At 65.3% G+C, this 23,806-nt stretch carries 22 protein-coding genes; 16 read left to right on the plus strand and 6 right to left on the minus strand.

The genetic code is table 11. From position 1 onward, the window contains the following. Window positions 1-26 precede the first annotated feature (26 nt). On the plus strand, window positions 27-1,148 hold the full coding sequence (dnaJ, locus tag ACT3S2_RS06165; RefSeq protein WP_444561395.1) for a molecular chaperone DnaJ: 1,122 nt from the start codon (window positions 27-29) through the stop codon (window positions 1,146-1,148). After that, a complete protein-coding gene (locus ACT3S2_RS06170; protein WP_444554926.1) occupies window positions 1,148-1,951 on the plus strand; it encodes a 16S rRNA (uracil(1498)-N(3))-methyltransferase in 804 nt (267 codons plus the stop codon). The genes dnaJ and ACT3S2_RS06170 overlap by 1 nt, the downstream gene beginning before the upstream one ends. A 15-nt stretch (window positions 1,952-1,966) precedes the next feature. Here the strand turns inward: ACT3S2_RS06170 and ACT3S2_RS06175 are convergent, their stop codons facing one another. Next, a complete protein-coding gene (locus ACT3S2_RS06175; protein ID WP_444554927.1) occupies window positions 1,967-2,896 on the minus strand; it encodes a GerMN domain-containing protein in 930 nt (309 codons plus the stop codon). A 275-nt stretch (window positions 2,897-3,171) separates the two neighbouring features. Between ACT3S2_RS06175 and ACT3S2_RS06180 the strand changes: the two genes are divergently transcribed. The 7 genes from ACT3S2_RS06180 to ACT3S2_RS06210 all read left to right on the plus strand — a co-directional run bounded on the left by ACT3S2_RS06180 (window position 3,172) and on the right by ACT3S2_RS06210 (window position 10,794). Next, window positions 3,172-4,311, plus strand: coding sequence for a PhoH family protein (locus ACT3S2_RS06180; protein ID WP_444554928.1), 1,140 nt, complete (start codon window positions 3,172-3,174; stop codon window positions 4,309-4,311). A 3-nt stretch (window positions 4,312-4,314) separates the two neighbouring features. Beyond that, window positions 4,315-4,788, plus strand: coding sequence for an rRNA maturation RNase YbeY (ybeY, locus tag ACT3S2_RS06185; RefSeq protein WP_444554929.1), 474 nt, complete (start codon window positions 4,315-4,317; stop codon window positions 4,786-4,788). Next, window positions 4,785-6,110 (plus strand): hemolysin family protein, encoded by a 1,326-nt coding sequence (locus ACT3S2_RS06190; protein WP_444554930.1) that lies wholly within the window; start codon window positions 4,785-4,787, stop codon window positions 6,108-6,110. The genes ybeY and ACT3S2_RS06190 overlap by 4 nt, the downstream gene beginning before the upstream one ends. A gap of 5 nt (window positions 6,111-6,115) precedes the next feature. Further along, window positions 6,116-7,210, plus strand: a complete 1,095-nt coding sequence (gene era, locus ACT3S2_RS06195; protein ID WP_444554931.1) for a GTPase Era — start codon at window positions 6,116-6,118, stop codon at window positions 7,208-7,210. Window positions 7,211-7,420: 210 nt separating this feature from the next. Further along, the gene (gene leuA / locus ACT3S2_RS06200) at window positions 7,421-9,169 is read left to right on the plus strand and encodes a 2-isopropylmalate synthase (RefSeq protein ID WP_444554932.1); all 1,749 of its coding nucleotides are present in this window, start codon (window positions 7,421-7,423) and stop codon (window positions 9,167-9,169) included. Between the two features lie 59 nt (window positions 9,170-9,228). Continuing rightward, a complete protein-coding gene (gene recO / locus ACT3S2_RS06205) occupies window positions 9,229-9,981 on the plus strand; it encodes a DNA repair protein RecO (RefSeq protein ID WP_444554933.1) in 753 nt (250 codons plus the stop codon). Between the two features lie 3 nt (window positions 9,982-9,984). Next, window positions 9,985-10,794, plus strand: coding sequence for an isoprenyl transferase (locus ACT3S2_RS06210; protein ID WP_444554934.1), 810 nt, complete (start codon window positions 9,985-9,987; stop codon window positions 10,792-10,794). Window positions 10,795-10,807: 13 nt separating this feature from the next. Here ACT3S2_RS06210 and ACT3S2_RS06215 read toward each other — a convergent pair whose 3' ends face one another. After that, the gene (locus ACT3S2_RS06215) at window positions 10,808-11,920 is read right to left on the minus strand and encodes an alpha/beta hydrolase (RefSeq protein ID WP_444554935.1); all 1,113 of its coding nucleotides are present in this window, start codon (window positions 11,918-11,920) and stop codon (window positions 10,808-10,810) included. 60 nt (window positions 11,921-11,980) lie between these two features. Between ACT3S2_RS06215 and ACT3S2_RS06220 the strand changes: the two genes are divergently transcribed. Then, window positions 11,981-13,054 carry a quinone-dependent dihydroorotate dehydrogenase gene (locus ACT3S2_RS06220; RefSeq protein ID WP_444561396.1) on the plus strand — a complete coding sequence of 358 codons (1,074 nt, stop codon included), beginning with the start codon at window positions 11,981-11,983 and terminating at the stop codon, window positions 13,052-13,054. Window positions 13,055-13,126: 72 nt separating this feature from the next. On the opposite strand, the gene ACT3S2_RS06225 is transcribed toward ACT3S2_RS06220, so the two are convergent. Continuing rightward, on the minus strand, window positions 13,127-13,711 hold the full coding sequence (locus tag ACT3S2_RS06225; protein WP_444554937.1) for a DUF3043 domain-containing protein: 585 nt from the start codon (window positions 13,709-13,711) through the stop codon (window positions 13,127-13,129). Window positions 13,712-13,772: 61 nt separating this feature from the next. Between ACT3S2_RS06225 and ACT3S2_RS06230 the strand changes: the two genes are divergently transcribed. From ACT3S2_RS06230 to ACT3S2_RS06255, 6 genes are all read left to right on the plus strand, one after another. Further along, complete coding sequence (locus ACT3S2_RS06230) at window positions 13,773-15,188, plus strand: dipeptidase (RefSeq protein ID WP_444554938.1); 1,416 nt, start codon at window positions 13,773-13,775, stop codon at window positions 15,186-15,188. Window positions 15,189-15,269: 81 nt separating this feature from the next. Continuing rightward, on the plus strand, window positions 15,270-15,647 hold the full coding sequence (locus ACT3S2_RS06235) for a HesB/IscA family protein (RefSeq protein ID WP_444554939.1): 378 nt from the start codon (window positions 15,270-15,272) through the stop codon (window positions 15,645-15,647). A 208-nt stretch (window positions 15,648-15,855) separates the two neighbouring features. Next, the gene (gene ctaC / locus ACT3S2_RS06240) at window positions 15,856-16,731 is read left to right on the plus strand and encodes an aa3-type cytochrome oxidase subunit II (RefSeq protein ID WP_444554940.1); all 876 of its coding nucleotides are present in this window, start codon (window positions 15,856-15,858) and stop codon (window positions 16,729-16,731) included. A 6-nt stretch (window positions 16,732-16,737) separates the two neighbouring features. Next, entirely contained in the window at window positions 16,738-18,456 is a 1,719-nt protein-coding gene (gene ctaD, locus ACT3S2_RS06245) for an aa3-type cytochrome oxidase subunit I (RefSeq protein ID WP_444561397.1), read from the plus strand. 2 nt (window positions 18,457-18,458) lie between these two features. Further along, window positions 18,459-18,860, plus strand: coding sequence for a cytochrome c oxidase subunit 4 (locus ACT3S2_RS06250; RefSeq protein ID WP_444554650.1), 402 nt, complete (start codon window positions 18,459-18,461; stop codon window positions 18,858-18,860). A gap of 141 nt (window positions 18,861-19,001) precedes the next feature. Further along, window positions 19,002-19,775, plus strand: a complete 774-nt coding sequence (locus ACT3S2_RS06255; protein ID WP_444554651.1) for a GntR family transcriptional regulator — start codon at window positions 19,002-19,004, stop codon at window positions 19,773-19,775. A 408-nt stretch (window positions 19,776-20,183) separates the two neighbouring features. Here ACT3S2_RS06255 and qcrB read toward each other — a convergent pair whose 3' ends face one another. The 3 genes from qcrB to qcrC form a co-directional block, all read right to left on the minus strand. Continuing rightward, window positions 20,184-21,851, minus strand: a complete 1,668-nt coding sequence (gene qcrB, locus ACT3S2_RS06260; protein WP_444554652.1) for a cytochrome bc1 complex cytochrome b subunit — start codon at window positions 21,849-21,851, stop codon at window positions 20,184-20,186. Between the two features lie 2 nt (window positions 21,852-21,853). Beyond that, complete coding sequence (qcrA, locus tag ACT3S2_RS06265) at window positions 21,854-22,897, minus strand: cytochrome bc1 complex Rieske iron-sulfur subunit (RefSeq protein WP_444554653.1); 1,044 nt, start codon at window positions 22,895-22,897, stop codon at window positions 21,854-21,856. Window positions 22,898-22,970: 73 nt separating this feature from the next. Next, window positions 22,971-23,759: a cytochrome bc1 complex diheme cytochrome c subunit gene (gene qcrC, locus ACT3S2_RS06270; protein WP_444554654.1), complete on the minus strand. Its 789-nt coding sequence runs from the start codon at window positions 23,757-23,759 to the stop codon at window positions 22,971-22,973. Between the last annotated feature and the right edge of the window lie 47 nt (window positions 23,760-23,806).

Raw genomic sequence — 23,806 nt, forward strand, 5'->3', positions numbered from 1 at the left:
TTGTCGGAAAGGACACAGCACACACTGTGAGCAGCCACTACGAAACCCTCGGCGTCGCGCGCGACGCCTCCGCCGAGGAAATCAAGAAGTCCTACCGGAAGCTCGCCCGCAAGCTCCACCCGGACGTGAACCCGGGCGAGGATGTCTCGGATAGGTTCAAATCCGTCACCCACGCCTACGAGGTCCTGTCGGACCCGCAGAAGCGTGAGATCTATGATGCGACGGGCAATGAGAACGGCACCGCCGGCGGCGGAGGTGGCGGTGGCGGCTTCGGCGGCTTCGGGGACATCTTCGAACAGTTCTTCGGCGGGGGAGCGGCCCAGGGTCCCGCCTCGCGGACCCAGCGTGGACGGGATGCGCTGGTGACCGCCAGCATCGATCTCAAGGACGCGGTCCAGGGGACCGTCTACACCCTCGACATCGAAACCGCGGTCACCTGTGGCGTCTGCCAAGGCACCTGCTGCCAGCCGGGGACCTCGCCGGAGACCTGCACCATCTGCCAGGGGCAGGGCCAGGTGCAGCGTCCGGTCCGCTCCTTCCTGGGCAACATGATGACCATCGAAACCTGCAGCGCCTGCCGTGGCTTCGGCACCACGCTGCCCAGCCCCTGCAACGAATGCATGGGCCAGGGCCGAGTGCGTGAGCGGGTGTCCAAGCAGCTGAAGATCCCCGCGGGCGTGGCCACCGGCACCCGCATCCACCTGGACAGCCAGGGCGAAGCGGGGCCCGGCGGCGGACCGTCGGGCGACCTGTACGTGGAGATCAACGTCAAACGCCATGCGGTCTTCGAACGCGAAGGCAACGATCTCCATGCCACGTTGCGCATCCCGATGACGGCGGCGGCCCTGGGCACCGACATGAAGTTGGAGACCTTCGACGGCGAGCAGGACATCCTGATCGAGCCGGGCACCCAGTCGGCCGATACGGTCAAGCTCTCCCAGCTGGGCGTCCCCCGGCTGCGCGGGGGCAGCCGCGGCGATCTGGTCGTCCACCTGCAGGTGGAGACCCCCACGAAGATCGACGACGAACAGCGTGAGCTGCTCGAACGTCTGGCCACCCTGCGTGACGAGGAATTCGCCGAGGGCCGGTTGGCCGAACGGGGCGGGGTCTTTTCACGGCTACGCGATAAGTTGGGCCACCGCGCCTGATGAGCAACCAGGCGTTCCTGCTCGATGAGGGGCTGCCCGCCACGGCGGCCCCCGGCGACGCCGTCGACCTCGACGGGCCCGAAGGCCACCACGCGGTGACGGTCAAAAGGGTCCGTCCCGGAGAGCAGATCGATCTGCTCGACGGGACGGGTACCCGCGCCGTCTGCACCGTCCGGCAGGCGGGGAAGGCGTCCCTGAGCGCCGTCATCGACCGGATCGAGCACGAGGAGCAGCCACCGGTCCAGCTGGTCCTGGTCCAGGCCCTCGCCAAGGGGGACCGGGATCTGCAGGCCGTCGAGGCGGCCGTGGAGCTGGGCGTGGACGCCATCCAGCCGTGGCAGTCCGACCGCTCGGTGGTCCGTTGGCCGGCGGCAAAGGCCGAAAAGGGCAGGGCCAAATGGGAGGCGACGGTCCGCTCGGCGGTCAAACAATCCCGGCGGAGTCGTCGCCCCGAGGTCGCCCCGGTCGTGTCGACGGCGCAGCTGGCCGCGAGGTTGGGTCTTACCGGGGCCGGGAAGGGCCCCGAACTGGCGGTCATCCTGCATGAGGGGGCCACCGAACCGCTGTCCGCCGTCGTCCGGGATTTCATGGACGAGTCCGGAACCCCGGATCCTACGGCCGCCCGTCCGCGCATCCTGTTGCTGGTCGGCCCCGAGGGGGGCATCGCCGATTCCGAGGTCTCCCGGCTCGTGGAAGCCGGAGCGAAGACCGCGGTCCTGGGACGCCATGTCCTGCGCGCTTCGACGGCCGGGCCGGCCGCGCTGGTCGTCGCCCGCCAGGTGGCCGGGCTGCTGGACCTCTAGGCCGGGGAGGCCGCCCTACTTCACGGTGATGGTCTTGGAGTCCTCGGCCTGCCGGTCGCTGGAACCGTCCTTGGTGCCCCAGACGGAGAGCGTGTATTCCCCGGGTTCGACGCCGGAGGTCAGGGCGAAGGCGTTATCGGCCAGATCACCCTCACCGAGCTTCACGGTCCCGGAGTCGACGCGCACCTGTTTGTCTTCTTCGCTGCGCGTCAGTTCCCAGTGGGTCCCCCCGGCGAAGGTGGCCGAGGTGCCCTGGATCTTCAGCGCTCCGGCCGGGACCTCGGCCCCTTGCTGGGGGTCGATGATCCAGATGGGGGCCCGGAATCGGCTATTGCGCTGGATCGGCCCGGTCAGTTCCACATGCCCGAAGGCATTGAAGCCCGAATGCCCGTCCACCAGGATGTTGACGCTGGCGGCCGGTTCCTGTCCGATCAGCCCCGACGCGGCGGCCGCGGCCGTCGTGGTGTAGACCAGTTGCTGGATGGCCCGCTGGGCCAGACCGTCGTCGAGCTTGCGGTGGAAGGCGTCGGCCGAGAGGTCGACGGTGATGACGTTGTCGGCGTCGATCGAGGTGCCGATCCGCGAGGGTTTGCTCCAGAGGTTGAAGTAATCCGGATCGTCGGGCTGCTGTTCGGTGAGGTATTTGATCGCCGTGGTGACCGGATCACCCTGATCCTCGGCGGCGACGTACTCCCGATAGAGGTAGACGGTCGAATCGCGTTCACCCAGCCAGTAGATCGGGGACAGATGCGGACCGCTCAGTGATTCCAACGCCGCCGAACTGCTGCGTCCCGCCACGGAGGAGGAGACGTCGGTGGCCGCCGGCATGCTGCTCGGGAAGCCCTCCGGGGATCCCACGCACGCCGAAACCGCCCCCAGGGACAGCACCGCAATCAGCATCACCATGCGACCGCGGGTCCGGCGGTTGGTGTGGGCGGCGATCACGTGGGGGGAATCCTTCGGCTCGGTGGAGGTTCAAAGACGGGGCGGAGACACACGCGTGCCGCGACCGACCATTAATATTGGCACACGAGGCCGGGGTCGGGGCCCCACTTCGGCGCCCCAAGCAGGACCGTTGCAAGACCGATATATACAGTTGCATGAATAACGAGCGCCTCCTGCGGGCTTGTCCCGTAGGATGGAAGGGTGCCGAACGACCGCATTGCAGCGGTCGGAACGGCTGTCAACCAGCACGCGATCGGGAGGGCCAACCCACTAGGATGACCGACGAGGACAACACCACCGCACCGGAAGCGAACCGGGCCACGGTGATCACGTTTTCCAGCAGCGAGCAGATGATCGGTGCGCTCGGCGCGAACGACGAGGTCCTGCGCATCCTCGAGGGGGTCTATCCCTCCGTGGACCTGCATGTCCGCGGCAACGAACTGCGCATCACCGGTGAGTCCGCTCCGGCGGGACGGGCCGAACACGTGGTGAAGGAAGCCCGCTCGCTGGCCGCGCGGGGCACCCGCGTTTCCGCCCAACTGGTCGAACAGCTCGTCCGGATGGTCGAAACCGACGGCGCGGTGCACCGTTCCGGGTCGGAGACCTTCGGATTGAACATCATTTCCGGGCGCGGCAAACGCATCCGCCCCAAAACGGTCAACCAGAAGGCCTACGTCGATGCCATAGACGCCAATACGGTGATCTTCGGGATCGGACCTGCCGGCACCGGCAAGACCTATCTGGCCATGGCCAAGGCCGTCCAGGCCCTCCAGGCCAAGGAGGTCAACCGGATCATCCTCACCCGTCCGGCCGTCGAGGCGGGGGAGAAGCTCGGCTTCCTGCCCGGATCCCTGAACGAGAAGATCGATCCGTATCTCCGCCCGCTCTACGACGCGCTGCACGACATGATCGATCCGGAATCCATTCCGCGCCTGATGGCCGCCGGGACCATCGAGGTGGCCCCCCTGGCCTATATGCGCGGACGGACGCTCAACGACGCGTTCATCATCCTGGACGAGGCCCAGAACACGACGCCGGAACAGATGAAGATGTTCCTGACCCGGCTGGGCTTCGGCTCCAGGATCGTCGTCACCGGCGACATCACCCAGATCGACCTGCCCGGCGGGTCCAGATCGGGGCTGAAGGTCGTCTCGCAGATCCTGGGCTCGGTCGAGGACATCACCTTCTGCCATCTCGACGCCACCGATGTGGTGCGCCACCGGCTGGTCGGGGACATCGTCAGCGCCTATGAGAAATGGGCGGACGACCCGCAGGAGGACACCGGGTCCGAACGCCGTCGCGCCGCCGCACAGGACAACGCCGCGGCCCGCGAACGGATCGCCCACCGTCGGGCGGCGGAAGCCGGCAGCGAAGAACAGCCCCCGACCGTACAAGCCACCGAGCCGGAGTCCTAGAACATGAGCATCGAAGTCAACAACGAATCGGGGGTCGAGGCCGACCTCGAGGCACTCGAGCGCCTCATCCGGCATATCCTGCATTCCCTCCGCGTCCACCCCGAGGCGGAGGTCTCCGTCATCCTGCTCGACGAGGAGGGCATCGAGCGCCTGCACGTGGATTGGATGGATCTGGATGGACCCACCGACGTGATGTCCTTCCCCATGGATGAACTGCGTCCGGGCAGCCCCGGCTCGCTGGCCCCCGCGGGGATGCTCGGGGATCTGGTCATCTGCCCCCAGGTCGCCGCCCGGCAAGCCGAAAGCGGGGGCCACTCCACGGAGGACGAGATCCTGTTGCTGGCCACCCACGGCACCCTCCACCTGCTGGGTTTCGATCATGAGGAACCCCAGGAGAAGGAAGAGATGTTCTCCCTGCAACGCACCCTGCTGGAGGAGTTCCTCGGTCGGAAGGCTCCCCGCGAGACCACCGAATGATTCCTGCCCTGCTGCTGGCCCTGGCGTTGGTCTTCGTCTGTTGCGCGGCGATCCTCACGGCCTCCGAAGCGGCCTTCCTGGCCTTGCCCCGGCAGGAGGCGGAAGACATGCTGGCGGAGCGCCCCCGCCGGCAGTTGCGCCTGATCCTTTCCGATCCGGCAGCCCATACCCATGCCGTGCGGTTCTGGAGGATCTGGTTCGAAACCGCCGGTGCGGTGGCGATCGCCCTGCTCTACCACGACCTGTTGGACAACATCTGGTGGGCAGGCCTGCTGGCCACCGTCACCATGGCAGCGGTCGGGTTCGTCCTGGTCGGGGTCTCCCCACGCCGTTACGGGCGGGTCCGCAGCCGCAGCGTCGTGGTGCTCAGCGCGCCGATGGTCCGTGTGCTGCGCCTGGTCCTGGGACCGATCCCCGGCTGGCTGGTCAGCCTGGGCAGCAGCGTGGCCAAGGGCGCCCCGGCGACCGAGGAGGCGTTCTTCACCGAAGAACAGTTCCGTGACATGGTCGACCGCGCCCACGAGGCCGACATCATCGAGGACGTCGAAGCCGATTTGATCCACTCGGTCTTCGAGCTGGGCGATACCCGGGTCAGGGCCGTGATGGTGCCGCGTACCGATATGGTGACGGTCGACCACGGCTCCAGCCTCGGAGAGGCGATGAGCCTGTTCCTGCGTTCGGGCTGCTCACGCATCCCGGTCATCCGCGACAACCCCGACCAGATCGTGGGCATCATCTACCTCAAGGACGTCGCGGCCCGCCTGCATGCCCGGCCCGATGACCACCACCTGGTCGAACAGGCCTGCCGCGACGTACGCTACGTGCCCGAATCGAAGTCCGTGGCCGAACTGCTCCAGGAACTCCAACGCGAATCCACCCACGTGGCCATCGTCATCGACGAGTACGGTGGTACCGCGGGCCTGGTCACCCTGGAGGACCTGATCGAGGAGATCGTCGGGGAGATCGACGACGAATACGACGATTCCACGAACGAGTCCGAGGAGCTGGAGGACGGCGTCTTCCGGGTCAGCGCCCGGATGAGCATCGATGACTTCGCCGAACTGTTCCAACGCCGGATCACCGACGACGAGGTCGACACCGTCGGCGGCCTGCTGGCCAAGACGTTGGGCCGGGTGCCGATCGTCGGTTCCGAGGTCACCGTCGACGGCATCCGCATCCACGCCGAACGCCTCGCCGGACGGCGCAACCGGATCGGTTTCGTCCTGGCCTGGGTCGACGAATACCCCGAAGCCGCAGACAATGATGAGGGATCGTTGGGCCGTTTGGCCGCCGACGACGTCCCCCGCGAGAACAAGGAATGAAACCGATGGCAGCACAGCAACGCCGCAACCCCGGGCCAGCACGTCGCGGAGCAGGCAAGAACCCCCACCAGGCAGCCAGGGCCCCGCAGTCCCGGCCACCGCATGTCTCCGAGTCCGTGGTCCAGGAACCCGGGGTGGGCCCGCGGCGCGCCGTCAGCGCGCTACCCACCGAATGGCCCGAGGATTTCCGGGCCGGTTTCACCTCCTTCGTGGGGCGGCCCAACGCCGGCAAGTCGACCTTGACCAACGCCCTGGTCGGTCAGAAGATCGCCATCACCTCGGCCAAGCCCCAAACGACACGGCACACCATCCGCGGGATCGTCCACCGCGATGACGCCCAACTGGTCCTCGTGGACACCCCCGGGCTGCACCGGCCGCGCACCCTGCTGGGTCAACGCCTCAACGATCTGGTCGCCGAGACCCTCTCCGAGGTCGACGCCATCGGATTCTGCATCCCGGCCAACGAGAAGATCGGCCCCGGTGACCGGTTCATCGCCACCCAACTCGGCCAGTTGAAGCGCAAGCCCATCGTGGCGATCGTGACCAAGGCGGATCTGGTCGACCGGTCGGCCCTGGCCCGCCAGCTGGTGGCCGTCACCGAATTGGGGGTCGAGACCCTGGGGGAGTCGGGCTGGGCCGCCGTCGTGCCCGTTTCGGCCACCGGGGACTTCCAGGTCGAAGCCGTCTCGGATGTCCTGGCGAAGACCATGCCGTTGTCCCCGCCGCTGTATCCGGACGGGGAACTGACGGACGAGCCGGAGTCCGTGTTGATCGCCGAGCTCATCCGCGAAGCCGCCCTGGAGGGGGTCCGCGACGAGTTGCCGCATTCCCTGGCCGTCGTCGTCGAGGAGGTCATCCCGCGCGAGGACCGGCCGGAGGACAGCCCGATGCTGGACATCCACGTCAACCTGTTCGTCGAACGCTCCTCGCAGAAGGCGATCATCATCGGCCGGGCCGGTTCACGGCTGCGGGAGGTCGGGACCCGGGCCCGGCAGGGGATCGAGGCGCTGATGGGAACCCGGGTCTACCTCGACCTGCATGTGAAGGTCGCCAAGGAATGGCAGCGGGATCCGAAACAGCTCGGCCGCCTCGGATTCTAGGGCCGGCCCCACCGACGAAACATTCGGTGCGGACCTTCGAACCGGCCCGGACCTGATGCTAGGGTGAATTTCATGCATGCGGAACTCCTTCTACTAGGTAGCCGCGACGGGGATCTTCTGGACACCAGTCACTAGGGCCGACCCCTCGTTGCGGAGTTTCGTGCTGCCGGCCTGCATTTTCAACCACCACTGAAAAGGCCCCCTAGATCCATGCAGAACATGCAAAAGCCCTCAGGAATGCCGATCCAGAAGTACATCCCCTTCCAGGATCAGATCACCGTCGAACTGCCCGACCGCACCTGGCCGGACAAGATCATCGACAAGGCACCGCGGTGGTGCGCCGTCGATCTGCGGGACGGCAACCAGGCCCTCATCGATCCGATGAGCCCCGAACGCAAGCACCAGATGTTCGATCTGCTCGTGAAGATGGGCTATAAGGAGATCGAAGTCGGTTTCCCCTCGGCCTCGCAGACGGACTTCGATTTCGTCCGCCAGCTCATCGAACGGGACCGCATCCCCGAGGACGTGTCCATCCAGGTCCTCACCCAGGCCCGCGAACACCTGATCGAGCGGACCTACGAATCCCTCGAAGGGGCCAAGCAGGCGATCGTGCACCTGTACAACTCCACCTCGGTGCTCCAGCGTGAGGTGGTATTCAAGCAGGACCAGGACGGCATCGTGGACATCGCACTGACCGGGGCCCGGCTGTGCAAGAAGTTCGAGGAACAGCTGACCGGCACCAGGATCACCTACGAGTACTCGCCCGAGTCCTACACCGGGACCGAACTGGAGTTCGCCCGCCGCATCTCCGACTCCGTGGCCGAGGTCCTCGAGGCCTCCCCGGAGAACCAGATGATCCTCAACCTGCCCGCCACGGTGGAGATGGCCACCCCCAACGTCTACGCGGATTCGATCGAATGGATGCACCGCAACCTGCGCAACCGCGACTCCATCATCCTCTCCCTGCACCCCCACAACGACCGGGGCACCGGGGTAGCGGCCGCGGAACTGGGCTACATGGCCGGCGCCGACCGCATCGAAGGATGCCTGTTCGGCAATGGGGAGCGCACCGGCAACGTCGACCTGATCACCCTGGGGATGAACCTCTACGGACAGGGCATCGACCCGATGATCGACTTCTCCGACATGGAGTCGATCCGCCGCACCGTCGAATACTGCAACCAGCTGCCCGTCGCGGAACGTTCACCCTATGGTGGCGATCTGGTCTTCACCGCCTTCTCCGGCTCCCACCAGGACGCCATCAAGAAGGGCTTCGAACATATGGAGGCCAAGGCCGCCGCAGCGGGCAAGGACATCAACGACATCCCGTGGGCCGTTCCCTACCTGCCGGTCGATCCGCAGGACATCGGCAGGTCCTACGAGGCGGTCATCCGGGTGAACTCGCAGTCCGGCAAGGGCGGGGTCGCCTACGTGCTCAAGCACGACCATTCACTGGACCTGCCACGTCGGGCACAGATCGAATTCTCCGGGGTCATCCAACGCCTGGCCGAAGGCGACGGCGGGGAGATCAGCCCGGCAAGCATCTGGCAGCAGTTCCAGAACGAGTACCTGCCCTGCGAAACCTTCGAGGGGGAGAGCTGGGGCCACTACCGGTTGGGGAACACGCGCACCCGCACCGACGAGGACGGGTCGTTCACCCTGGACATGGCCCTGGTCTCCAACGGCGTCGAGCAGGAACGTTCGGGAACCGGAAACGGCCCGATCAACGCGCTGGTGAACATCCTCTCCGCCGACGGCGTGGATCTGCGCGTCCTGGACTACACCGAACACGCGTTGAGTGAAGGCGGTTCGGCCCAGGCCGCCGCCTACGTCGAATGCGCGGTCGGCGAACGTGTGCTGTGGGGCGTGGGGATCGATGCGAACACCACCACCGCCTCCTTGAAGGCCGTCATCTCGGCGGTCAACCGGGCAATCTGGGACAACGCACAGCAGGCCTGAGGCGGCAACTACAGCCACCGGCGGCACATGGGGCACGGCTTCTCTGGGATACTGGAGCCGTGCCCCGTTCCAGTTTCGCCGCGAAGTCCTACCGGACCCGGGGTCTGGTCCTGCGCACCTATAAGTTGGGCGAGGCCGACCGGATCATCGTGTTGCTGACCTCCGATCACGGCCAGGTCCGTGCCGTGGCCAAGGGGGTGCGCCGCACCAGCTCCAAAATGGGGGCCACCCTGGAGCCTTTCATGTTCGTAGAGGCCCAGGTCGTCCGTGGTCGGAGCCTGGACATCATCACCCAGGCCCAATTGCGCCATCCCTACGGCCAGTCCCTGTCGCTGGACTATTCGAGATACACCAGTGCCAGCGCCATGGCCGAAACCGCCGAGCGCCTCACCGAAGCCGATACCGAATCCGCGGCCACCCAGTTCAGGTTGCTCCACGGTGCCATCGCGGCGATGGCCCGCGGCGCCCAGGATCCCGGCCTGCTGCTGGATTCCTATCTGCTCCGGGCGCTGGCCACCGCCGGGTGGGCCCCGAGCTTCACCGACTGCGTGCACTGCGGGGCCCCCGGCCCGCATACCGCCCTGAACATCCCCCTGGGCGGGGTCGTCTGCGCCGAATGCCGTCCTGCCGGGTCCAGCTCCCCGGCCCCGGCGACCGTTTCCCTGCTGGCCGCCCTGCTCACCGGGGATTGGCCTGCGACGCTTCACGCCGATGCCTCGGCCCGACGGGAGGCTGCCGGTATGGTGGCGGGGTATCTGCAATGGCATCTGGAACGGGTCGTCAAGTCCCTCAAACACGTGGAAAGAGCCTGATTGATGAAGCGATCCTCCCGCCAGCGGGCGAACCGTCCCGACGTCCTCGCCCCGTGGCCGCACCCCAGTGGTGCCACGGCCCCACGCATCCCCGCCGAGCTGGTGCCCCGGCATGTGGCCATCGTGATGGACGGCAACGGACGCTGGGCCAACCAACGCGGACTGCCACGCACGGAAGGACATAAGGCGGGGGAGGCCGCGCTGCTCGATGTGATGGCCGGGGCGATCGAACTGGGCGTGAAATACGTGTCGGTCTACGCCTTTTCCACCGAAAACTGGAAGCGCAGCCCCGAGGAAGTCAGGTTCCTGATGGGCTTCAACCGGGATGTGCTCCACCGGCAGCGGGACCAGCTCGACGCCTGGGGGGTCCGGGTGCGCTGGGCCGGCCGGCGCCCCAGGCTCTGGCGTTCGGTGGTCAACGAACTGCTCGAGGCCGAGGAACAGACCAAGGACAACGACGTCTGCCATCTGACCATGTGCGTGAACTATGGTGGCCGGGCCGAGATCGCCGACGCGGTGTCGGCGATCGCCGAGGATGTCGCCGCCGGGCGGCTGAAACCCCGCGGGATCTCCGAGAAGACCATCGGACGCTATCTGGACGAACCGGATCTTCCCGATGTCGACCTGTTCCTGCGGTCCTCGGGGGAGCAACGGACCTCCAACTTCATGCTCTGGCAATCCGCCTACGCCGAAATGGTCTTCATGGATGTGCTCTGGCCCGATGTGGACCGGCGCACGCTCTGGGAGGCCGTCGGGATCTACGCCCGCCGCGATCGGCGCTTCGGCGCCGCCATGGACACCCCCACCGAATGAATGCCGGAACCGCTCAGGGCGCGGGGACGTACCCGTCGCAGAACCGGGTCACCGCCTCGTAGGCCTTCGCACGGGTCCGCGCAGCAGAGGTGAACAGGTCATGCATACCCGCTTCAATCCGCACGATCGCCACCTCGTGGCCCAGCTTCAGGGCCCGCTGCCTGACCGTCTCCACCTCGATGACGGTGTCCGAAACCAGCATCTCGGGTTCGAAGGAGGTCCCCAGATGCGTCCGGTCTGAGGTCATCACCAACACCGGTGCCTTGATATCCAGTCCCCGGTTGACCTCCGCGTGTCCGGCCAGGACCGCAGTGATCCATCCGGCGGTGACCGGGAAGGCATGGCGTGGGCGCCAGAGTGGATGGATGTCCCATTCCCCATGCGCCCGGTTGGACAGGGACTGCCAGTAGTGGTCGACCTCGGGGAGCTTGATCCTGGCCTTGGGCCGCACCCTCGCCAACGGATCGAGTAGTCCGGCGGCCGCGTTGCGGACCAACCAGCTGCCCTGCATCTCCAGCCAGGGTGAATTCAGGATCAGCGCCGTGAACACCCCGGGGTGGCGATGGGCGTAGAGGCTCGCCGTGAGACCCCCGGTGGAGTGGGCCACGCAGAGGGTCCGGCCCACCGGACCCACATCCTCCCTGATCGTGGCCAGCGCGGCTTCGATATCGACGTCGTACTCGGTGAGCGAGGTGACGAATCCCGGGGTCTGCCAGGATCTGAGGCTGCGACCGTACCGGCGCAGATCCAACGCGTAGAAACGGTATCCCCGTCCGGCCCAATACCTGGCCAGTTCCGCGTTGTAGAAATAGTCGGTCCAGCCATGCATCCCCAGCACGACGTCGGTGGGCTCCTCGGTGGCGGCGCCGGCCTGCGGCCCGCCGGCCAGGACCCGGTCCAGTCCCTGGCGGAGGTTGAGCATGGCATCGCGCCAATGCTTCTGTTCCCGGGGTGGCTCCGGCGAGGACGCCTCGACGGGCAGGTAGCGCACCAACGTGGCACTGAGGGGACCTTCCTCATCCCGTCCGCGGGCAATCGTGGTGTAGCTGAATCCCGGCCCCAGTTCATCCTCGACCCACTGCCCGGGACGGGTGTCGACCGCGTACTGCGGTTCCTCGCTATGCATGTGTCGAGCATATCCATGGTGGAGTTGGCAGCGGCAGCATGGGCAGGGAAGACTGGTGGCATGCGCTTCTACCCGACGTTCTTCCGTGTGGTCTTCTCCGGCATGGATCCCGAAAAGGCCCACCAGATCGGCTTCCGGCTCATCCGCCTGGCCGAAACCACCGGGGCTTCGGCGGTGCTGCGCCGGATCACCCGGCCGCACCCAAGCCTGAAGCGCCGGGTCATGGGCCTTGATTTTCCCTCACCCTTCGGTCTGGCTGCCGGTTTCGACAAGGAGGGCCACGGGGTTGCGGCCTTGGCGGATCTGGGCTTCGGGCATCTCGAAATCGGGACGATCACCGGCCAGGCCCAACCAGGGAACCCGAAACCACGACTGTTCCGGCTCGTCGAGGATCGTGCGGTGATCAACCGGATGGGATTCAACAACGACGGTGCCGCAGCGGTCGCCCCCCGGATCCGAGCCGCGTTGCCCGTCCTGACCCGACGGTTCGGCCCCGACCGGCCGGTCGTGGGCCTGAACATCGGCAAGACCAAACTAGTCGAGCTGGACGATGCCATCGAGGACTATCTGGCAGGAACCCGGGAACTGGCTGGCGCGGCGGACTACCTGGTGGTCAACGTCAGTTCCCCGAACACTCCTGGGCTGCGCCTGCTCCAGGGCATCGACTCGTTGCGTCCACTGCTGGCCGCCGTCGGGGCCGAAGCGGACCGGACCACGGGAAGGCATGTCCCCCTCCTGGTGAAGATCGCCCCCGATCTGGCGGACTCTGATGTCGATGACGTGGCCGCGCTGGTCACCGAGCTCGGGTTGGAAGGAGTCGTGGCCACCAACACCACCATCGAGCGCACCGGATTGGTCACGGTTCCCGATCGGATCCGCGAATACGGAGCCGGCGGTCTGAGTGGTGCCCCGCTGAAGTCCAGGTCATTGGACGTGCTGCGCCGCCTGCGCTCGACCTTGCCACAGGAGTCCACGGTGATCTCGGTCGGGGGAGTGGAGACGGCGGACGATGTCCTGGAACGCCTGGCGGCCGGGGCGGATCTGGTCCAGGGGTACACCGCCTTCCTGTATGAAGGCCCGTTCTGGGTCGCCCGGATCAACCGCGGATTGCGCAAGGCCTTCTCCGGTCGCTGATCCTGCACACAGGCAACGAGGGCCCCCACCGATGGTGGGGGCCCTCGTTGCATGCTCCGGGAAGCAGTGCGGTCAGTCGACCGGTCCGCCGCGGGCGACCTGCGGCTTCGGCAGGCGCAGCTTGCGGAACTGCAGGCCGCGCATCGCCGCGTACCACAGCACTCCACGGTCCCGGGTGCCGAACTTATCGGTCAAGCGCCGTTTGAGCTGGCGCGTCATGATGAACGAGTCCAGGACCGTGACGCCCAGGACGATCCACAAACCGAAGGTGACGTAGGCGGTGACCTGGATGTTGCTGCTCATCGAGAAGGAGATGATGAGGAAGACCAGGATGATGATCATCAGGAACTCACCGACCATCCAGCGGGAGTCCACGAAGTTGCGGGCGAAACGCTTCTGCGGACCCTTGTCCCGGGTCGAGAGGTAGCGTTCGTCGCCGGTCTCGTTGGCCAGACGCATCCGCTCCTGGGCGGCCGAACGCTGCTGGCGCGCCTGGGCCTTGGCCGCCTTCCGGTCGCTGGGCACCAGGGGACGCTTGTTCTGCGCCTGCTGGCTGTTGCGCCTCGGCGTCGGCGTGCCCTTGCCTAGGGCCGGGCTGTCTGACTCTTCTGGGGTGGCCGGCGGCTGTGCGGCATCGGCTTTTTTGCTTCCAAACACGTGCCAAGTCTAGCCGGGCCTCTCCCGCAGCCGAAACGCCGGGCGGTTGTAGGCTGAAGCCATGACTACTTCCGAACCCGTTTCCGCCGCCGTCGATCACGGCGTCGATCTGGCAGCGATCACCGAGCGCGTGAACCGTGCCATCGACCAGACCCTGACCGAGCTGAAATCCCTTGTCGCCATCCCCGGGATCGCCTGGGAGGCCTTCGATGCCGCCGAACTCGATCGCAGCGCCGAAGCCGTCGCCGCATTGGTCCGTTCCACCGGCATGGAGGACGTGCAGATCCTTTCGGTGGACACCCCCGAGGGCAAGCCGGGCTCCCCGGCCGTCGTGGGCCGGCGCCCGGCCCAGCCCGGCAAGCCAACGATCCTGCTGTACGCCCACCACGATGTCCAGCCCCCGGGGGATCCGGACCTGTGGAACACCGCCCCCTTCGAAGCCACCGAATCCGAGGGCCGGCTGTACGGTCGTGGTGCCGCCGATGACAAGGCGGGCATCATGGTCCACATCGCCTCGCTGCGCGCGGTGCTCGACGTCGTGGAGGACTTCGGCGTCGGAGTGACCTATTTCTTCGAGGGGGAGGAGGAAGCCGGTTCGCCCTCCTTCCGCCCGTTCCTGGAGAAGCACCGCGAACTGTTGGCCTCCGATGTGATCGTCGTGGCCGATTCCAGCAACTGGAAGGTCGGTGTCCCGGCCTTGACCACCAGCTTGCGGGGGATGGTCGGCGCCGAGATCGAAGTCCGCGTCCTGGACCACGCAGTGCATTCGGGCATGTTCGGTGGCCCGGTCCTCGATGCCCCCACCGTGGCCGCGCGACTGATCGCCTCCTTCCATGATGATGAAGGCAACGTCGCCGTCGAGGGTCTGCTGGCCCGCGACACCGATCCGGTGGACTACGCCGAGGCCGACTTCCGGGCCGATTCCTCGGTGGTCGAGGGATACCGCCTGGCCGGTACCGGCGCGCTGGCCGACCGGCTCTGGAACAAACCGGCACTGTCGGTCATCGGCATGGACATGCCTTCCGTGGATCTGTCTTCCAACACCCTGCAGCCGTCGACCCGGCTGAAGATCAGCGTCAGGTTGGCCCCCGGCCAGGATCCGCAGGAAGCAGCCGAGGCGCTGCAACGCCACGTGGAGTCACAGGACCTCTTCGGCGCCCAGGTCGACTTCACCGCCGTCGAACAGGGCAATGCCTTCTCCACCGACACCCAGGCGGCAGCCGCCCGGGCCAGCCTGTGGTCCTTGGAGAAGGCCTGGGGCGTCACCCCCGTGGAAACCGGCATCGGCGGCTCGATTCCGTTCATCGCCGATCTGCTCGATGTCTACCCGCAGGCCCAGATCCTGGTCACCGGGGTCGAGGACCCCGACTCGCGGGCCCATAGCGCCAACGAGTCGCTGCATCTCGAGGATTTCCGCAAGGCCGTCATCGCCGAAGCACTGCTTCTGGCGCGGCTTGATTCAGAAGGACTGAAATAAGGGTGCCTGTCGTACCATGGGACATGAGGGGACGGCACGCTACGGTGCCGCCCTCCGGAACAAGCAATATTGGAGGACCAGATGACCGCCACGACCAATGATTCGACCGCCGGTTCCACCGAGGAGCTCAAGACCCACGAGGTGCTTCTCTCCGATGTGGCCGCGGAAAAGGTCCGCAGCCTGTTGGAGCAGGAAGGGCGAACCGATCTCCGCCTGCGCGTGGCCGTCCAGCCGGGTGGCTGCTCCGGCCTGATCTACCAGCTCTACTTCGACGAGCGCCAGCTCGATGGTGATGCCGTGCGCACCTTCGAGGGGGTCGACGTCATCATCGACAAGATGAGCGTGCCCTACCTCGCCGGTGCCTCCATCGACTTCGAGGACACCATCTCCAAGCAGGGCTTCACCATCGACAACCCCAACGCCGGCGGCTCCTGCGCCTGCGGCGACTCGTTCCACTAGGACGCTGCCGACCTGAATCCCACGTCAACGTAACCATCGGTTGACACGGGGTTTCGGTCGGCATTCCGTCGTTCGAGAGGGTAAGCTCTACGATGAGTAGTAAAACTATTGGTCTCGAAGTGCCGGTGCCGGATGCCTTGCTGCGGCCGGAACCGAATCTGGCAGCTCCGAGACCACGTATCGCACCAACAAAGAGGAAGGGCCGTCTGTGAGTTCGCAAGACCGAACCAGCAGCAGTCGCAGGGGCAAGGCCAAGGTACTGGCCATCGCCGGCGCGGGGGCGCTGCTGCTGACGGGTTGTTCAGAACAAGTCCAGCGTGGCTGGCTCCCGAACGAATCCCGGGATATCACCAACCACACTGCAAGCATCCAGGATCTCTGGGTCCACACATGGGTCACCGTCCTTCTGGTCGGCATCATGACCTGGGGGCTGATGATCTGGTGCATCGTGGCCTACCGCCGCCGTAAGGGCGAAGTCGGTTTCCCACGCCAGCTCAGCTACAACCTCCCCATGGAGATCCTCTACACGGCAGTGCCGTTGATGATGGTCCTGACGTTCTTCACGTTCTCGGATAGCACCCAGACCGCCATCGAAGAACCCGTCGATTCCGAACTGGTCGTTGATGTCCAGGCGAAGCAGTGGGCCTGGGATTACAACTATTCCTACCAGGGCGAAGAAAAGTACGATGCCAGCGTTCAGGCCCACTTGGATGGTTCCAAGGGCAAGAACGATGAAATCGCCACGTTGTACCTGCCGGTCGACACCTCGGTGACGCTCGAGCTGAACAGCCGTGACGTCATCCACTCCTTCTGGGTTCCTGCCTTCCTGCAGAAGCTCGACATGATTCCGGGCAAGACCAATACGATCTACCTCACTCCGCAGGAGGAGGGCACGTACGCCGGCAAATGTGCCGAGCTGTGCGGCGAGTACCACTCCGAGATGCTCTTCAACGTCGAGGTCGTTTCCGAAGCCGAGTTCAAGTCCAAGCTTTCCGAGATGGAAGACGGACACATCGGCAAGGACTACAGCCGCAAGCCGGACGAGGTCAATTCCATCACCATTCCGGGAGAGGAAGGGGAGTAGGCCGCGATGACTACTTATGAATACGCCACGGACGAGGCCAAGCCCCTCGCCCCCCGGGTCGTGCCGGTCTCCAAGGGACGCATCGTCGTCAACTGGATCACCTCCACCGACCACAAGACGATCGGTTACATGTACCTGATCGCCTCCTTCATCTTCTTCTGCATCGGCGGCATCATGGCGCTGTTGATCCGTGCCGAGCTCTTCGAGCCGGGCATGCAGATCCTGCAGACGAAGGAGCAGTACAACCAGCTGTTCACCATGCACGGCACCATCATGCTGCTCATGTTCGCCACCCCGTTGTTCACCGGTTTCGCCAACGTCATCATGCCCCTGCAGCTCGGGGCCCCCGATGTGGCGTTCCCGCGTCTGAACGCACTGGCCTTCTGGTTCTACCTCTTCGGTTCCACCATTGCCATGGCCGGCTACATCACCCCGCAGGGTGCCGCTTCCTTCGGTTGGTTCGCCTATGCGCCGCTGTCGAATACGACGTTCAGTCCGGGGGTCGGCGGTGACCTCTGGGTCTTCGGCCTGGCCCTGTCCGGCTTCGGCACCATCCTGGGTGCGGTCAACTTCATCACCACCATCATCTGCCTGCGTGCACCGGGCATGACCATGTGGCGCATGTCGATCTTCAGCTGGAACACGTTGATCACTTCACTGCTGATCCTCATGGCCTTCCCGCCGCTGGCCGCCGCCCTGTTCGGCCTCGGTGCCGACCGACGCTTCGGCGCCCATATATACGACCCCGACGCCGGGGGACCGGTGTTGTGGCAACACTTGTTCTGGTTCTTCGGCCACCCCGAGGTCTACATCATTGCGCTGCCGTTCTTCGGCATCGTCTCGGAGATCTTCCCGGTCTTTTCCCGCAAGCCGATCTTCGGCTATAAGGGCCTGATCTTCGCAACGATCTCGATCGCCGCACTGTCCGTGTCCGTCTGGGCGCACCACATGTACGCCACCGGCTCGGTCGCCCTGCCGTTCTTCGGGTTCATGACCATGCTGATCGCGGTGCCCACCGGGGTGAAGTTCTTCAACTGGATCGGCACGATGTGGCGAGGATCCATCACCTTCGAGACACCCATGCTCTGGAGCATCGGGTTCCTGGTGACCTTCCTCTTCGGCGGACTGACCGGCATCATCCTCTCGGCACCCACGCTGGACATCCACGTTTCGGATACCTACTTCGTGGTCGCCCACTTCCACTACGTGGTCTTCGGGACCGTCGTGTTCGCCATGTTCGCCGGCTTCTACTTCTGGTGGCCCAAATGGACCGGCCGGATGCTCAACGAACGGCTGGGCAAGATCCACTTCTGGATGTTGTTCTTCGGGTTCCACGGCACGTTCCTGATCCAGCACTGGCTCGGTGTGATCGGCATGCCGCGCCGGTATGCGGACTACCTGCCCGAGGACGGCTTCACCACCATGAACCAGTTCTCCACGGTGTTCGCCTTCATCCTGGGCCTGTCGATGATCCCGTTCTTCTGGAACGTCTGGATCACCGCCCGATCGGCCAAGCGCGTCGAGGTCGATGATCCATGGGGCTTCGGTGCTTCGCTGGAATGGGCGACCTCCTGCCCGCCGCCGCGGCACAACTTCCACTCGATCCCGCGGATCCGCTCCGAACGTCCTGCCCTGGACCTGCACCATCCGGAGCTTTCGGCCCGGGTGACGCCCACGGCCATGGCAGCCTCGGTGTTCGGCCCCGCAGACCAGAAGGACGTGTAGCCATGAAAGTTGAAACCGGACTCTTCCTCGTCCTGTTCCTGTTCTTCGTCCCGGTGATGGTCTTCTACGGCATCATGACCGATTGGAATGAATGGGTCGGCATCCTGGCCCTGGGACTGTGCGCAGGACTCGGCCTGATGGTCGGCTTCTACCTGTACTCGACCGCCAAGCGCGTCGGAGACCGGCCCGAGGATCGCGTCGACGGCGAAATCCACGAGAACGCCGGTGTCATCGGAACCTTTGCTCCGTGGAGCTGGTGGCCGCTCGTCCTGGGCACCGCCGCCGCCACCGGATTCCTCGGCATCGCCGTTGGGTTCTGGGTCACCTACATCGGCGCAGGCCTGTGTGTGATCGCGCTGGTCGGCTGGGTCTACGAATTCAGCCGCGGAGACCACGCCCACTAGGCAACGGTCCAACGTCATCAGGGGCGGTTCCTTCCTCCAGGAGGGAACCGCCCTTTTTGTGCGCCCACGGCCCCGCAGGGTCCTGCGGCGGCAACGGTAGGATGGTCACCAAGAAGCACATTGATGAATGGTGGGTACCGCATGTCGCATAGACCGCCCGTTCCGGTTGCCGGAACCCTGGATGCCTCATCGCCGCTGAAGAAGCATGAGCAGGTGAAACAAATCCTGCGCCACCATGCCACGGCGGTCTGCGACCCGGGCCGGGCCATTCCTTCCGAGCGCGAGCTGACCGAACAGTTCGGGGTCGCCAGGATGACCATCAGGAATGCCATCGATGCACTGGTCGACGACGGCGTGCTCGAACGCATCGTCGGTGTCGGGACGTTCGCCGCCTTCCCGAAGGTCGATCTCCAAGTCAAGCTGACCTCCTACAGCGAGGAGATGGTCCGCCGCGGGATGGTCCCCACGGGGAGGGTCCTCCGTTTCGACGAGGTCCCCGCCACCGGTCAACTGGCCCGCGAAATGGAATTGGATGACGGTACCCCCGTGGTCCGTCTGCGTCGCCTGCTGTTGGCCGACGGCCTGCCCATGAACTTGGACGAGAACTACCTGCCCTCCCACCGGGTTCCGGGGTTCCTTGATGATCCGGCACCCAGACAGCTATACGCCTCATTGAACGAGAGGTACGGGCTGGTCATGCAGTGGGGCGAGGACCAGGTCGAGGCGACGGCGGCGACCCATCACGACGCAAAGCATCTGGGGGTCGATGCGGGTACCCCGCTGTTGAAGATCCAACGCCATGCCTACGTCAAACGCGAGCTCGTGGACTATTCCGTCTCGCTCTACCGCGCGGACCGCTATAAGCTCTTCGTGCCGCTCCAGAGGCCCGGGACACGCCAGCCCCGCTCCCTCTGACGCACTGACCGGCCCCGGGCCCACAGGAGCCCCCTGGGACCGTGCGGGGATACGGTACGGTGACGGCGCCCCTTCGGAACCGGCGGCATCCGATGCACCGGGCCAACGTCACGACCGCACGGGCTCCCGCCCGGCCGGCTTAATCTGAGGACTGCTAGCGGGGGAGTGCCGCCTTCATCCCTCCCCGAGGCGTCCGGAAGCGATCGCGCGGCACCCCAACATCCCCACCGCCATCGGGGCTGACCTCGACCCCGACCGGCTATGCACCCGGTACAGAGCGGAACCCCGTTCTTCGATTCAGTGCCAGGGATCCACGGGGACGAGGCGTTCGGCACGGGAGGTGGATGCAACACAAGGGACCCCGACCTCAAAGGTCGGGGTCCCTCGTGGTGCCGAAGCCGCTAGTGTCTAGCGATCGATCGATGCGTCTTCCGACGACTCCTCGATGGCCGGGGCGTGGTGGCCATGGGCGGCCTCCAGCTCGGACGGGGTCACCGGTGCGACACGATCTTCGAAGAAGAACTTCGAGACCGCACCACGCGCCTTCTCACCGCGGCTGACATGACCCGTGCTGTCGGCTTCCGCCGGCATGACCTCGTGGGATTCGAAGGCAACCAGTTTATAGCGCTTGTAGACGTCCAGCTCGGCGTGCTGCTCCGAGAAGCCGCCCTCGGGCGACATCTGGATGACGCCGGCCTCACGGCCGTGCAGCACGATCTCGCGGTCCTTGCGCTGCAACGCCAGGGCGATGCGGCGGGCCACGATGAACCCGAGGATCGGTCCCAGGAAGAACAGCACCCGCAACCAGTACGTCACGTCGTTCAGTGACACGTGGAAGTGCGTGGCGATGAGGTCCGAGGAGGCCGCGCACCACATCACGCAGTACCAGATGACGCCGGCCACGCCGACACCGGTGCGGAACGGGGCGTTGCGCGGACGGTCCAGCAGGTGGTGTTCGCGGTCGTCCTTGGTGACCCATCGTTCGATCCACGGCCACGCGAACATGGCGCCGATGAGGATTGCTGCAGGAATCATCGGGATCAGCACGTTCAGGATGAGGTTGTTTCCGCCCCACGGGAACGGGATGATCCATTCCAAGCTGAAGTTGCCCAGATAACCAGGCATCAAACGCAGGGCGCCATCAACCCAACCGATGTACCAGTCGGGCTGGGTACCGGCCGAGACGGGGGAGGGGTCGTAGGGTCCGTAGTTCCAGATCGGGTTGATCTGGAAGAAGCCCGAGATCAGCGCAACGATGCCGAAGACGATGAAGAAGAACCCACCGGCCTTCGCGGCGTAGACCGGGCCAACCGGGAAGCCGACGACGTTGTCGTTGGTCCGGCCGGGGCCGCGGTACTGCGTGTGCTTGTGCACGACGACCATGAACAGGTGGATGCCGATCATCAACAGGATCAACGCGGGAACCAACATGATGTGCATCATGTACAGGCGCCCGATGATCGCTGTTCCGGGGAATTCCCCGCCGAACAGGAAGGCCGAGATGAAGGTACCAACGACCGGCAGTGCCTTGATGACACCGTCGATGATGCGCAGGCCGTTGCCCGAGAGCAGGTCGTCCGGCAGCGAGTAGCCGGTGAAACCGGCTGCCATCGCGAGGATCAGCAAGGTGCCTCCGACGACCCAGTTCAGCTCGCGCGGCTTGCGGAAGGCCCCGGTGAAGAACACCCGGAGCATGTGCACCGATACGGCTGCCACGAACAGCAGCGCGGACCAGTGGTGGACCTGGCGCATGAAGAGCCCGCCACGAACGTCGAAGGAGATATCCATCGTCGAGGCCATGGCCACCGACATGTGGACGCCCTTGAGCGGGTTGTAGCTGCCTTCGTAGACGGTGTGGGCCATCGAGGGATCGAAGAAGAACGTCAGGAACGTTCCGGAGATCAGCAGGATGACGAAGGTGTACAACGCCACCTCGCCGAACATGAACGACCAGTGGTCGGGGAAGATCTTGCGACCGAATTCCTTGACCATGGCCGAACCGCCGACACGGGTGTCAACGAAGTTCGCAATCTTGCCGGTCGAGGTCTTGGGACGGTACTCAGTAGTTGAGGACATGATTAGCCACGCTCCCAGTAGCTCGGACCGACGGGCTCATGGAAGTCGCTCTGGGCGACCAGGTAGCCCTCCGAATCGACAGTAATCGGAAGTTGCGGAAGTGCGTGACCGGCCGGACCGAAAATGACCTTGCATTCCTGCGTGAGGTCGAAGGTGGACTGGTGGCACGGGCACAGCAGGTGGTGCGTCTGCTGCTCATACAGGGCAACGGGGCAACCCACGTGGGTGCAGATCTTGGAGTAGGCCACGATGCCGTCGTGGTGCCAGGTCTCGCGCTCCGGGGAGATTTCCATCTCCCGCGGATCAAGACGCATGAGCAGGACAACTGCCTTGGCCTTCTCGTTCAGCGGATCCTCGGTGTCGTCTAGACCTTCGGGGATCACGTGGAATGCCGAACCGATCTGGACATCCGAGGCCTTGATCGGGGTGCCCGAGGGGTCCCGGACGAGCTTGGTGTCCTTGTCCCACATCGTGTAACGCAACCGGTCGACGATCTCATTGGCGGTGGCGCCGGTGCGGTCCAGGTCGCGGAACATGAAGATGGCCGGAATCGGAGCCAATGCCACGGCGGCGATCAGCGAGTTGCGGATCAGCGGACGGCGCTTGATGCCCGTCTCGTCGAGGATGTCGCCGATCATGGCTTCCGCTTCCTGGCGTTCAGCCTCGGGGCGGATCTCATGGCGCATTTCGGTGATTTCGTGGTCCGGCATCAGGGTCTTGGCCCAGTGCACGATCCCCACGCCGATGCCCATCATCGCGAATGCGGTGCCCAGACCCAGCAGGGTGTTCTGCAGCCGGATGCCGCTGAATGTACTCGTGCGTCCCACGACGAAGTAGGCGACGAAAAACAGTGCGGTGCCCAGGATGGACACCACGAACAGCAGGGTTACCTGGCGTTCAGCCCGTTTAGCGGCGCGCGGGTCAACGTCGGCGAGACGCGGCCGATGCGGGGGCAGGCCCGGGTCCTGGAAACTTTCCACGGAGCCCTGACCGGCCTTAGCAACGGTGCCCGGATCGTTCGGACTGCCGTGACTATGGTCGCCCATGTTCTCTCTCATCCTTTTCTCAAAATTCCTTGGTACGAAGTGTGGTGTGCGGGCCGTGGCCCGCAGCGCCGGATCAGGACGGCCGGGAGGTCAGCCAGATCGTGAAGGCGATGACGATGGCCAGGCCGCCGGTCCAGATGAGGAGGCCTTCGGAGACCGGGCCGAGGGAGCCGAGGCTGGCACCGCCGGCGGAGCCCTGTGCATCGATTTCCTGGAGGAACGTGATGACGTCACGCTTTTCCTCGGGGGTGATGTTCGAGTCGTTGAAGACAGGCATGTTCTGCGGGCCGGTCGCCATGGCCTCGTAGATGTGCTTGCTGCTGACATCGGAGATCCCGGGAGCGAACTTGCCACGGGTCAGTGCGCCGCCGGCGGCACCGGCGTTGTGGCACATGGCACAGTTGACGCGGAAGACCGTGCCACCAGCGGCCGAGTTGCCCTCGGTCGTGTCGACTGCCTCGTCGTCCGGCACTGCGGGACCGGCGCCGAGGGATGCGACGTACGCTGCGAGCTTCTGTGTTTCCTCGTCGCCGAACTGCTTCGGCTTGGCCTGGGCCTGGGGCCCCTGCATCTGCATTGGCATGCGTCCGGTGCCAACCTGGAAGTCGACGGCTGCGGCGCCGACACCTACAAGCGAGGGGCCATCGGTCGTGCCTTCGGCATTCATGCCGTGGCAGGTGGCGCAGTTGGCGACGAAGAGCTTATTGCCTTCATCGACGTCACTGGCGCTATAGGTCGTAGCGGCCTTGGCCTCATTGACGCTGCCCGCCGCGGCGTACAGGCCGCCGGTGATGAGCAGGCCCATCAAAAGCAGCGCTACGGCGGCGAGCGGATGGCGGCGCCTTTGCGAAAGAGCCTTCACTTGCTGGTTCCTCACTTGATTTGGTTGGTGATGCTTGGGTGCCTGGG

It is taken from the genome of Arthrobacter sp. AOP36-A1-22, assembly GCF_052377615.1.
GTDB lineage: Bacteria > Actinomycetota > Actinomycetes > Actinomycetales > Micrococcaceae > Arthrobacter_H.